Source organism: Flavobacterium cheonanense (assembly GCF_039539185.1).
In the GTDB taxonomy this organism is placed as follows: domain Bacteria; phylum Bacteroidota; class Bacteroidia; order Flavobacteriales; family Flavobacteriaceae; genus Flavobacterium; species Flavobacterium cheonanense.
On record NZ_BAABCT010000005.1, the window covers coordinates 179,089 to 192,132 of the forward strand.

Here is a 13,044-nt window from a genome sequence, read left to right on the forward strand (position 1 = left end):
GCATTTGTTTCGTACTGACGAAGCAGTTGTCTCGTACTGATGAACTGAAATTCTCGTCCGTACAAATTGAAAAAAAACTATCTAAAGGAAAAAAAGGAAATGAAAAACTCTTTTTCAGCTTTTTTTGTGCAAAAAACTATCATTTTTGAGTCTTTTTGTATGGAAAATTAGCACTAAAAAACAGTTCTCGATACCATTTTAAGCTTCAATTTTTGCAATTTTAAACCTCAAAATCACTCCAACTGAAAAAAAACAAACAATTTTAAGCGACAAAAAAATCCGTAAAATCTGTTGCATCTGTGTCATCCGCGTTCCAATTTCAATAGCATTTATGTTTCATTAAAAACCACCTCGGCTATCAGCCACTCCTCCAAAGGAGGAGAAAACTACACTTTACCGCATAAAAAAAGCTCAAAAAAAGCAGCTAGAACCCCGATTTTTGAGCAATTAAGTATTGTAAGACCTCGAGTAATTCCAGTTACTCTATCGAATTATGTTGTAAATTTAATACATTGTTGTACAACTTGTACAACACCTGTTGAAAACTCACCAAAATCGTTGCTATCATTGGCTTAACACTCAGTAAGTTTTTAACAAACCGTACTTTTTACAGAAGAAAATTCTTATTTACACTTTCCATTTTGTACTCTTTCTCCTCCATCCTATCGTTTTGGTAGTTTTGGAAAGTGTAAAATTTTGTTTAATAACAAATTTTACTTAAATACGGAAAACCGTAAAGTTCATTAAAACGACTTTTTTACCTTTACAAAATCACGTAAAACTACCTATATAATTCTTGTTAAAATGATTTATTTTTGGTAGGTTTGAATACTAATACCTCAACAATACAAAGCATGTCTAAAAATACTGTAAAAGCCGATATCAATTTTGAACAAGAACTCTGGAAAGCTGCCAACGAACTTCGTGGCGCAGTAGCTGAAAATCAATACAAAGACTATGTCTTACCGATGATATTCTTGAAGCACATGTCAGAACGTTATGAAATGCGTAAAGAAGAATTGTTGCATTTAGTGCAAGACAAAACTTCTACTTATTTCACTGCTGATGAAGCTGAAATTAACTACGTTTTAGAAGATGCCGATGAGTATTTATCTAAAAATGTTTACATAATACCCAAAGAAGCTACTTGGGAATACCTAAAAGCCAATGCAGAGCAAGACAATATCAAAGTAATTGTTGACGATGCTTTTGATACGCTTGATGCTACTTTGGCTAAATTCAGACCTGATTTAAAAGGTATCTTACCTCGTATTTTTGTTAAAAGCCAATTGACGGCTCGACAAGTTGGTGGTTTGATTAACTTACTTTCTAACCCAAAACTTTCTCAAAAAGAAAACCCTGAAAGCGATATTTTAGGACGTGTCTATGAATATTACATTGGTAAGTTTGCGCTTGCCGAAGGCTCTGGTGCTGGGCAATTCTTTACGCCTGGCAGTATTGTGCGCTTGATGGTAGAAATGATTGAACCTTATGAAGGTAAGATATTTGATGCCGCTTGTGGCTCAGGTGGAATGTTTGTACAATCTTTGAAATTCTTAGAATCTCATGGTGGTGACAAACGCAACATTGCCATTTACGGACAAGAGCGTTATGATGGTACGTTGCGTTTGTGCAAAATGAACCTTGCTTTGCGTGATTTGTCTTTTGATGTGCGCTTGGGCGACTCGTTGTTGCAAGACAAATTCCCTGATTTGAAAGCCGATTTTATTATTGTAAACCCACCTTTTAATGTGAGCCAATGGCATCCTGAAGACTTGCCAGAAAACGACCCAAGACTGTTTGGACCAAAAGAAGAATTTACTACTGATGGCAACGCCAACTATATGTGGATGCAAACCTTTTGGAGCCATTTGAGCAACAAAGGAACCGCTAGTGTGGTAATGGCAAACGGCGCGATGACCTCTAACAACAAAGGCGAAAAGAACGTGCGCGAGTTTATGGTAAACAACAACATGATTGATTGTATTGTGCGCCTACCCGATAAATTGTTTTTGACTACAGGCATACCAGCTTGTATTTTTATATTGAGTAAAAACCGTGATGGCAAAGACGGACAACACCGAAAACGCACCGACGAAATCTTGTTTATAGACACCAGTAAAATGGGAACTATGGAAAGCCGTAAACTGCGCGTTTTTACCGATGCTGATATTGATAAAGTAGCAGCTACTTATCATGCTTGGAGGAACATTGGTGGTACTTATGAAAATACTGATGGCTATTGTTACAACGCCACTTTAACCGAAGTACAAAAACAAGACTACAAACTAACGCCTGGTATTTATGTAGGAACCGAAGAAGTAGAAGACGATGGTATTTTGTTTGAAGATAAAATGGAAGCCCTAAAAACCCAATTGCAAGCACAGTTTGCTAAAGGGAATGAGTTGCAAAGTAAGATATTGGAGAATTTTGAGAAATTGTAGTATCAATTAAATATAGTAATTTTATAAATTATTTCCAGATTTAAAAAAGTTAAAATGAAATCAGAATTTATAACCGAAACTTTATCTAAAATTGAGCAATCCATTAATTCCGGATTATTCATTGATGTAGAAAAATCAAAAGTTGAATTAAAAGATTTATCAACCACTGGTGATTGGAAATCTCTTAATGAGACCATTTGTGCATTTTTAAATACCGACGGTGGAATTGTAGTTTGTGGAGTTAGAGAAAAAGATAAAAAATATTTCTACAAAGGATTTAATAGAAACAACGAAAGTAAATTAATCGATTTACAAACTATTTATTTTAAAGATGATAATGATGTTTTAGTTGATGTTTCTGACAATATTTTATTTGATTATTTTGATTTTGATAATGGTGAAGTGGCAGTAATTGCTGTATATCCATTATCTGATGATAAAAAATATGTAAAATATAATAATGAATATTACGAACGCAAACTAACTCAAGATAGAAAAATTGCTCCTGCTAAAATACAACAACAAAAGGAATATAAAAGAGAAATTGAATATGCCAAAGAGCTTTCAAAAGTTAATGATGCACAGGTTGAAGATTTAAGCTTAGACAAAATTAATTACTATATCAATTTATTAAATAAAGAAATAAGAAATGAAACACTTAAAGCTAGTCATGAACAAGCTATATCATTTTTAAACAAACAACATTTTATTAAAGATAAAAATGTTTCTACTCTTGGAATGTTAGTTTGTGGCGATGATCCTTTTCATTTCCTTGGATCGCGTGTTGAGGTTAATTGCTATTATGACACCAGTGTTGACATCGGAAAAGACAAAAAAATATTTAGAAATGATGTTATCAATTTAATGGAAGATACGTTCCGTTATATTTGGGGTCATATTAAAATAAATAGAACCATTCGTGAAGGAGGAAAAAGCGAACCTGAATATCCTGAAAAACTAATTCGTGAAACTATAAATAACGCACTTGCGCACAGAGATTATACAATTGATAATTTTGTTACAGTTACTATCGAACCTAATCAATATATTGAAATAAAAAATCCAGGATCGTTTAAAGAAAAAATAAAACTTATTCATACTGATACAGAAATAATTGTACGAAGGTTAATTCCTGGTATTCCTGAAAGTAAAAATCCAAAGTTAGCTTCTGTTCTTAAAGTTTTTGATAAAATAGAAAGTCAAGGTCGAGGAATGGCTTCTTTAGTTAATGCTGCATTAGATAACCAGATAGATTTGCCAACTTATGAAATTAAAGATGGACTAATTGCGTTAAAAATAACAACAGGTAAATTAGTTGATGAAAGTATTGAAACATGGTTGGATGGTTTTAAAGCTTACCTAATTTCGAAACTAAAAACAGAAATAACCTTTGAGCACAAAGCTGTTTTAGCCTATTTCTATAAATCAGAATTAGTAAACAGACAACGCCTATTTTCTATTTTATTGACAGAAAGTAATAATCATTTTATAGTTATAGACGCCTTAAAAAAAGCTAATTTAATTGTTGAGTATGTTGCAAGTACTGATGAAAATCCTATATATGTTTTAGACAGAGTATTACTAAAAATTGATTTTACTGATGAATTAATTACAATGCTTGGTACAGAATACATTCATTATGATGATGCAGTGAAACAGGTTCTTAACTTAACCTATCTTTTTAGCAAATACAATAACAAATCATTGAAAGCAGCCGAAATAACACCAGAAGTTTACAGAAGAATATACGGAAAAGAAATTGTAGGTAAAACCTATGAAACTCTTGGTAGAAAAGTTAGAAACATATGTAACAAATTTGAAAAGCAAGGTGTACTTACCAAAGGAAGTAAAAATGATTATTCTTTTAATTTTGATTACACTGCCGAAAATTTGCTTTTTTAATCTACTTACATAGTACTAAATGCCAAACAACTGGAAAACATATAAACTTTCTGAAATAACTGATGTGATCACAAAGGGAACTACACCTTCAACTTATGGATTTGGTTTTACTGATGATGGTGTAAACTTTATAAAATCTGAAAGCACAAGTTATGATGGAAGACTTGATGAAAATGCTTTTGTGAAAATTTCAGAAGAAGCTCATCAAAAATTAAAGCGCTCACAATTAAAAGAAAATGATATCCTTTTTTCTATGGCTGGAGCATATCTTGGTAAAACAGGAATCATTTATAAAAATCATTTACCTGCAAATACAAATCAAGCTAATGGAATTATAAGAGTTAATGAAAATAAAGCTTTACCAAAATTTATATGTTTCTTATTACGAAATCCTTCATTAATTAGTTACGTAAATGCAAGTGCAGGACAATCTGCACAACCAAATATTAATTTGACTGATATTGGAAATTTAGAATTTAATCTTCCTTTATTGGAAGAACAACAATCCATAGCTTCCATCCTATCCGCAATAGATGACAAAATAGAAAACAACCTAGCCATAAACAAAACCCTTGAAGAAATGGCAATGGCACTATACAAACACTGGTTTGTAGATTTTGGACCTTTCAAAGATGGTGAGTTTGTAGAAAGTGAATTGGGGTTAATTCCCAAAGGTTGGGAAGTCAAGAAAATAACTACGTTAATTGATGTTAAAGACGGAACTCACGATTCTCCGAAAAGAGTTGAAGATGGTCATTTTTTAATAACATCGAAACACATGTCAGGGAATAGTATTGATTTTTCAAGTGCATATAAAGTAAGTTTTGAAGATTTCAGTAAAATTAACAAAAGGAGTTTAGTGGAAAAAGGTGATATTTTAATGACAATGATTGGAACTGTAGGTAATTTTTATTTTGTTAATGAAGAACCTAATTATGTAATAAAAAATATTGGTTTATTTAAAACTTCAAAGACACCAGAATTACAGTCATATTTTTATTCTTATTTCAAATCTAAAATTGGCCAAGAATTTATAAAGGCTCAAATGACAGGTTCAACACAACAATATGTAACTCTAAATACATTAAGAAATTTTGATATTATTATTCCAAATAAACAAACATTGACTAGTTTCAATCAAATAACAAATGATTATTTTGAAAGAATAATGATAAATACAAAAGAAAATCAAACCTTAACCCTATTACGCGATACCTTATTGCCTAAGTTAATAAGTGGTGAAGTGCGGTTAAAGGAGTTTAGAGAAAACTAAAAGCATAAAAAATGACCACAGAAGCACTAATAGAACAAGCCACAATAGACTGGCTCACCGATTTAGGATATAGCCACATAAAAGGTACTGAGTTGCCAGAAAATGCCAATGCGGTTATCTTGAAAGGGCAACTGCTGTCGTTTATCCAACAACAATACCCACACTTACCAGAAGAAATACAACATTTGGCAGTAGCCGATTTTTGCAATAATGTAGGTGCTGACGTTGTTTATAGAAATCGTGCTTTTCATCTTAAACTTACCAAAGGTTTAGACTATGAATATAAAGATGCTAATGGTAATGAAAAAGCGGTTCACCTTTACCCAATCGATTTTCAAAACCCATTAAACAATACCTTTTGGGTAGTAAATCAGTTTAGCATTGTAGGCAAAAACAAACGCCGACCAGATATTATTATTTACATCAACGGTATTCCGTTAGTATTGTTTGAACTTAAAAACTGGTTCAATGAAAACACCACCATAGCCGAAGCTTTCAATCAAATTGAACATTACAAAAAAGACATTCCGCTATTGTTTGAATACAATGCCATCTCCATAATAAGTGACGGAAACGAAGCGCAACACGGTATGTTCAATGCTTCCACCGAATGGTATGCTGCATGGAAAAGTATGGATGGTATCACTACCATTGCCGATGATTTTCAAATGCATACGTTGATCAATGGCTTGTTTCCTAAAGAACGATTACTGAATTACATAAAAAACTTCGTCTTCTTTGAAGACCATAACGGCAACTTAATAAAAAAAGGTGCCAAATACCATCAATTCTTTGGTGTAAACTTTGCCGTAGAAGCTGCTAAAAAAGCTATCAAACCATTTGGTGACGGTCGTATTGGTGTAATATGGCACACGCAAGGAAGCGGAAAAAGTATCTCAATGGCAATTTATGCCGGCATACTTAGAAGTTTGCCTGAGTTGAAAAATCCAACGATTGTCGTACAAGTCGATAGAAGTGATTTGGACTTCCAATTGTATGAAAACTTTGTTTTAGCCAAAGACTTAGTTGGTGATGTGCAACACGCTGACTCCACAGATGATTTACGAAGATTGTTATCTACAGGAAGCGGTGGCGTGATTTTTACTACTATCGAAAAGTTCCGTTTAAAAATGAGTAACGATAATCAATTAGGTGAAATCGAACATCCTATTTTATCGGAACGTGAAAACATTATTGTTATGGCAGACGAAGCCCACAGAACCCAATATGGTTTGTTGGATGGTTTTGCTTCTAATTTGCGAAAAGCGTTGCCTAATGCATCTTTCATAGGCTTTACAGGAACACCAGTAGATAGTAAAGATGCCGATACGCAAGAAGTTTTTGGAGAAACGATACACATTTACGACATCAAACAAGCAGTTGATGATAAAGCAACAGTGCCAATCTATTACGAACCACGACTTGCCAAGTTGCATTTATGGAATGAAAATATTGATGCCGAAGTTGATGTAATTACGGCTGATGTAGAAGATGACAGCAATTTAAAATGGGCAGCTATTGAGGATGCAGCAGGTTCAAAAGAACGTGTTGAGAAAATTGCCAACGACATCATGAAGCACTTTAAAAATCGTACTGAAACCTTGCCTGGTAAAGCGATGATTGTGTGCATGAGTAGAAGAAATAGTGTCAAAATGTATGATGCCTTAAAAGCCATTGAAGGTTGTCCTGAAATAGCAGTAGTAATGACAGGAAATATCTCAACCGATCCTATAGAATGGAACGAGCACATAAGAACACAAGATGCTACCGAAGCATTAAAGAAACGTTTCAGAAATCCGAAGGATAAACTTGAAATTGTGATTGTTCGCGATATGTGGTTAACAGGTTTTGATGCGCCTTGTGTGCATACGATGTATGTTGACAAGATTATGAAAGGACATAATTTAATGCAAGCCATCACCAGAACCAACAGAGTTTTTAAAGACAAACCATCAGGTGTAATTGTAGATTATATTGGTATTGGCGACCAACTAAAAACAGCAACGAGTAAATATACTGGAGGTGGCGGAAAAGGTAAACCAACCATCGATATGACACAAGCCTTGAATATGTTTTATAATCAGGTTGATGTGTGTAAATCGTTGTTACCAGAAGCCATAGATTACAGCAATTGGAAAGGATTACGCGATGGAGATAAAGTATTATTGGTTAGTAATGCATTGAATAAAATCATTAAATACGACGAGCCATCCAATCAGTTTATGTTGGAAGAAAAGAAATTAACTGGTTTGTTATCTATAGTTAAATCGCAACCAGAAATACAAGAATTTGCAGTCGATGTCTTGTTCATGCAACATTTATCGAAAGCCATTAGAAATGCTAAATCCGTAAGAACAGGAAAAGGCAATCAAAAAGACCAGATAAAGGAATTAATTAGTCGCAGTATCGAATCGGAAGATATTGTTGATGTATTTGCAATGGCAGGATTAGAACGAGCTGATATCTCTATATTAAACGAAGATTTCTTGCTTGGAGCAAAACAAGAGAAAGACAGTATTGATATTAAAATTGCGTTAATGCGTTCCATTTTAATGGATGAAGTAAAACTGAGGTTGCACAAAAACATCAAAAAATATACTTCACTAAAAGAAGAATTAGAAAAAGTAATCGACCGCTATCACACCAATGCGATTGATTCTTACACAACAATAGCGGAATTAATTGAAAGAGCCAAAGAACTTCAAGAAGAAGACCACAGAATAAAAGAATTGGGATTAAGTGATGAAGAGTTGGCATTCTATGATATTCTCGCTTCCAAAAAAGATATCATCAACGAAACTGGTCCAATACAAGATGTAGTTCATGGTGTAGTAAAAGCAGTAAAAAGCAATCTACAAATCGACTGGATGAATAAAGAAGATGCCAAAGCTGCAATAAGATTAGCCGTTAAAAAGGAATTACGTGGTAAAGTAAATATCTTAGAATTGAATACTATTCTGCAAGAAATTATGGAACAAGCCGAAGGACAGTTTAGCGAGTGGAGGGCATAGATTATTAGTAGGTTTGAAAGTAAAAAAATAATATGAAAGAAAAAGTAAATGTAATGCAAGCCAATACAAATGAAATTACTTTGTATTGTTTTCTTGGAGAAGCTTTGATAAAAATTCAAGCGCTAGAACAAGCATTAAGTCATTCGGTTACTATTAAAATGAATCCTGATGAATCAAAGGAGAAAGCTGATGAATTTTTAAAAAAGCAGCAGGGATATACTTTAGGCAGAGCCATAGGTACTGCTTCAGAAAAGAAACTCTTTAATACGGTCATACAAGAGGAATTAAACTCTTTTTTAAATCAAAGAAACTGGTTGGTTCATGGTGTTATCATTGGAAATGAAGAAAATTTTAATGCAGGAAATATAAAAGAGGAGTTATTTCAAAAAATTAAATCTATTTCAGACAAAGCAGAAGAAATTCAACGTGTAATTGAGAATGATATGATAGCGTTCTGTTCTTTTAAAGGAAAAGATATGTCAAAAATAATGGAACAAGCTAAGGAACGGTTTAGTGAGAGGAGAGCTTAATTTCTTTTTAATATTAAAGACTCATTAAACAATTTATAACACAAAACACTCCTTACGATGCCAACTTAAATTTTGAATTGAGGGATAAAGTTTAAGTTCTTTAGGCAAGTCAATACGTTTTCCTGCAAATTGTGTAATTCCATAAGGACTATTAGATTCATTAACTGATGGTGATATTCTAACTATGTACTCTTCGTTGATAGTAAATAAACCTCTGTCAAAAGCACGATGTAAATTAGGCGATAAGCAAATGCCATTCGAGATGGTATCATCATTAGAAATACTAAAAGGAATAATATGACAGGCATCTACCATTTGTGCATTACTAGTGGTTTGAATCTTCATTCCAGAAATGCAACATTGGTGGTTGTAAATTCGTGGGATTTCTTTTTTAAATATTCCACCCCTGATGAAACGTTCTTCTTGAATTTCTTCTTCAGTTAATACTTCTTCAAGAGATTGCATTTTGGTTTGGTATTCTTCTTTAGTATCGTTTACTATTTGATTTTTTATTTCTAACTCTAAAGTATATTGCAAATCGGATGCTTCCTTTAAATAAGAGGCTGTGCTTGATGGAAAATAGAATTCTAAAAGTATATTTTCTAACATAGTATTAGTAACAGCATCTGCCATTAAAAGAAAAAGAGGTTGGTCGATTTCGGCAAAGGCTATAGTGTCGTTTAAGCTTTTTAATGTACTTATACTTTTTAATGCTCCTGCTCCACTTCTTAAATAAGTCAAATGCCAAAAAGGTTCACTTTTTAAATGGAAGAATGGTAAAGCAAATGTGCATATATTGTTTGTAGTAACAAGAGTATTCCAATTGCTTTTAAATGCAAGAACTAATTCTGGTGTAATAAATATTCGATTGGAAGTAATTTCACCTTTTCTTATTAGCTGCAAAATAGACAATAAAAGAATTGGCTTATGAGGTGCCTTTATTCCATTATTGGTCGCTCTGTTTAATTTGGTTAAATATTTTATGTAAGTATTTTTTACTTGCTCGTTTGTCATATTATCTTAAATGATTGCATAAAAATAGTGTTATTTAGGTTATCTAACAAATCAACAACAACCTATATTCTCCATCCTTTTCAATTGGTGCTCTGTGAATGCATGGTGATACTTTTTGTGTTGGATGGTCTACTGCCAGTCGCCAAACAAGATCTTTGCCTAAGTTAGTTCCTTATTGCAATTTGTAAGTATAAATAAGTTGTCAAATGGACACCCTACAATTTGGACAAAATATAAAATAGGCTTGCAGCATAAAACCTTTGATAGCTATACATCGGTTTGTGCCCAAATTGAAACCACAAATGGCATATTAAATGTCTATGCAACAATCATAGGTGTTTTTGGAGGAATTGGGGAACGCTTCAAAAGTGATTTAGAAAATCAACTTTTAGACTTTGAAAAGCTAACTTCCAAAAAACCATTTTGCATTATTGGTGATTTAAACGTTACTTTTTCAGGAAGAGTGTATCCTAGTCATGATGCACGAAATAAATTAAATAATGCTTTTGAAAAATTGAAACTCACAAACGTAACTGCAGCTATTGAAAACAATGTGGACCATATTGTAATAAGTAAAGATTTCATTAAAAATAAAAAAGTGACAATCAAAACCTGGAATCACGATAAAAAACTAAGCGACCATATCGGGATTTGTTTATCCATAGAATAAAAATTCATTGCTATTCCTCAATAAACAATTGAATAACAAAACGATAAACCTCTTTTTGCACAATAAACCAATCAAGTTTATTATGCAATGGTAACTTTATCAAACGAGGGTATTTTTTATCCAAACTCTCCTAAGTCTCCTAACCTCTGCTGTTATCTTTAAATAAAAAAGAAACCAAAAAAACTTTTGTGCCGTTTGTGTTTAAAAATACATCCTGACCATCCCAAGCAAAGCGCACAAACAAAAAATCATAAAGATTGCATCAATTTACACGTTCCGCGAACAAACAAAAAAAGGGAACACCTATTGCATATCGCGATTTGCGATAAAAAGAATAAGTTGAGGTAAAACTTCTCCGAATAATCACATGTTTTCTAAGAAGTACCTAGTTTAATTTTTCCCATAACACCGGCGATTATCGCCGTAATATTGAATTTTGGTAAACTATAAAGAAATAAAATAACAAAAAAACACCTTATTTAGAATATTATTTGCTATTTTTGTTGGAAATAATCAGCATTAAATGAAAATAAAACAGTTTATGATGGATATTTCAAGCAATACTTGGTTAGCAATGAGTGATGGGGCTTTAGTAGAAACTATTGGGGCTTTTGTAAAACACCATCGTTTGCTACAAAACAAAACACAGCAGCAACTCGCTACAGAGGCCGGGATTAATCGCTCTACCATAACCCAAATAGAAAAAGGAGAAAAAATCACACTACAATCCCTACTACAAGTCCTAAGAGTGTTGAACCTGCTCTACATCATGGAGGTATTCAAAATACAAGAACAAGTAAGTCCGTTACAATTAGCCAAATTGGAACAAAATAAAAGACAAAGAGCCAGAAACAAAGACAATAGTAACGACAACAAATCCGACTGGTAATGATTACAACCGCTTTTATATACCTTTGGAATGAACGAGTGGGAGCTGTGGCATGGGATACCAACACACAAACAGCCAGTTTCGAATACGACCCGAAATTCATAGCAAACAACTGGGAAGTCGCACCTTTAAAAATGCCTCTAAATCAAGCCAACCGAATTTTTTCCTTCCCGGATTTAGTTAGAAATACTACCTTCAAAGGATTACCAGGCTTACTCGCCGATGTTATGCCCGATAAATATGGGAATCAATTAATAAACGCTTGGTTAGCACAAAATGGTCGTCCGGAAAACAGTTTAAATCCGGTCGAGTTATTATGCTTTATTGGTACACGTGGAATGGGTGCTCTGGAATTTGAACCTGTAAATTTCAAATCCAATCAAACCGCTTTCACTATCGAAATGGACAACTTGGTTAAAATAACACAGGAAGTAGTCAACAACCGACAAGAATTTGAAACCAACCTAAATCATGATGAACAAAAGGCACTCCTTGACATTCTAAAAATTGGTACATCAGCAGGTGGCGCCAGACCAAAAGCAATTATTGCTTATAACGAAAAAACGGGAATCATCAAATCTGGCCAAGCCAAAGCACCTAAAGGATTTAACCATTGGTTGATAAAATTAGATGGTGTAAGTGACAGTCAATTCGGAGCTTCAACAGGATATGGTCGTGTAGAAATGGCCTATTATCTGATGGCAAAAGCCTGCGAAATTGAAATGACCGAATGCCAATTATTAGAAGAAAATGGTAGAGCACACTTCATGACACAACGTTTTGACAGAGAGAATGGGGATATCAAACACCATATCCAAACCTTTTGCGCCATGCAGCACTTTGACTTCAATAACGTCAATAGTTACAGCTATGAGCAGTTATTTCAAACAATGCGACTATTAAGACTTCCCTATCCACAAGCCGAACAGATGTTCCGAAGAATGGTCTTTAATGTAATGGCACGAAACTGTGATGATCACACCAAAAATTTTGCTTTTCGTCTAAGAAAAAACCAAGGTTGGGAACTAACACCGGCCTACGATATTTGCCATGCTTACAGACCGGGAAGCGAATGGGTAAGTCAACATGCTTTAAGTATTAACGGTAAAAGAAATGCAATCACTAAAGAAGATTTATTGACAGTTGCCAAATCGATGAACATCAAAAAAGCAACAGAAATCATCCATCAAACTAGTGAGACAGTAAAAAACTGGACCAAATTTGCGGAAGAAACAAAAGTAGAACCTAAATTGAAAGAAGCCATAAAATCAACTTTAATTACTTTTAAGTAGTAAAAGAAAATCTCATCTA

At 33.5% G+C, this 13,044-nt stretch carries 9 protein-coding genes and 1 pseudogene; 8 read left to right on the plus strand and 2 right to left on the minus strand.

The features are described from left to right. The first annotated feature begins 854 nt into the window (after positions 1-854). From ABD766_RS10635 to ABD766_RS10655, 5 genes are read left to right on the plus strand one after another with little or no spacing between them, the layout of a single operon-like run. Positions 855-2,444 (plus strand): type I restriction-modification system subunit M, encoded by a 1,590-nt coding sequence (locus ABD766_RS10635; RefSeq protein WP_344816673.1) that lies wholly within the window; start codon positions 855-857, stop codon positions 2,442-2,444. A 54-nt stretch (positions 2,445-2,498) separates the two neighbouring features. Further along, on the plus strand, positions 2,499-4,346 hold the full coding sequence (locus ABD766_RS10640) for an RNA-binding domain-containing protein (protein ID WP_344816674.1): 1,848 nt from the start codon (positions 2,499-2,501) through the stop codon (positions 4,344-4,346). A gap of 19 nt (positions 4,347-4,365) precedes the next feature. After that, a complete protein-coding gene (locus ABD766_RS10645) occupies positions 4,366-5,619 on the plus strand; it encodes a restriction endonuclease subunit S (RefSeq protein WP_344816675.1) in 1,254 nt (417 codons plus the stop codon). 11 nt (positions 5,620-5,630) lie between these two features. Beyond that, the gene (locus ABD766_RS10650; RefSeq protein ID WP_344816676.1) at positions 5,631-8,630 is read left to right on the plus strand and encodes a type I restriction endonuclease subunit R; all 3,000 of its coding nucleotides are present in this window, start codon (positions 5,631-5,633) and stop codon (positions 8,628-8,630) included. 32 nt (positions 8,631-8,662) lie between these two features. Beyond that, the gene (locus ABD766_RS10655) at positions 8,663-9,160 is read left to right on the plus strand and encodes a hypothetical protein (RefSeq protein ID WP_344816677.1); all 498 of its coding nucleotides are present in this window, start codon (positions 8,663-8,665) and stop codon (positions 9,158-9,160) included. A 33-nt stretch (positions 9,161-9,193) separates the two neighbouring features. Here the strand turns inward: ABD766_RS10655 and ABD766_RS10660 are convergent, their stop codons facing one another. Both ABD766_RS10660 and ABD766_RS10665 read right to left on the minus strand, forming a co-directional pair. Further along, positions 9,194-10,174 (minus strand): HNH endonuclease, encoded by a 981-nt coding sequence (locus tag ABD766_RS10660; protein WP_344816678.1) that lies wholly within the window; start codon positions 10,172-10,174, stop codon positions 9,194-9,196. Between the two features lie 43 nt (positions 10,175-10,217). Next, positions 10,218-10,340 (minus strand): annotated as a pseudogene (locus ABD766_RS10665) (DUF1826 domain-containing protein); the annotation flags it as partial. Between the two features lie 33 nt (positions 10,341-10,373). Between ABD766_RS10665 and ABD766_RS10670 the strand changes: the two are divergent. From ABD766_RS10670 to ABD766_RS10680, 3 genes are all read left to right on the plus strand, one after another. Beyond that, on the plus strand, positions 10,374-10,844 hold the full coding sequence (locus ABD766_RS10670) for a hypothetical protein (protein ID WP_344816679.1): 471 nt from the start codon (positions 10,374-10,376) through the stop codon (positions 10,842-10,844). A 523-nt stretch (positions 10,845-11,367) separates the two neighbouring features. Next, positions 11,368-11,733: a helix-turn-helix domain-containing protein gene (locus tag ABD766_RS10675; RefSeq protein ID WP_344816680.1), complete on the plus strand. Its 366-nt coding sequence runs from the start codon at positions 11,368-11,370 to the stop codon at positions 11,731-11,733. Further along, positions 11,733-13,025, plus strand: a complete 1,293-nt coding sequence (locus ABD766_RS10680) for a type II toxin-antitoxin system HipA family toxin (RefSeq protein WP_344816681.1) — start codon at positions 11,733-11,735, stop codon at positions 13,023-13,025. The genes ABD766_RS10675 and ABD766_RS10680 overlap by 1 nt, the downstream gene beginning before the upstream one ends. Positions 13,026-13,044: the final 19 nt, after the last annotated feature.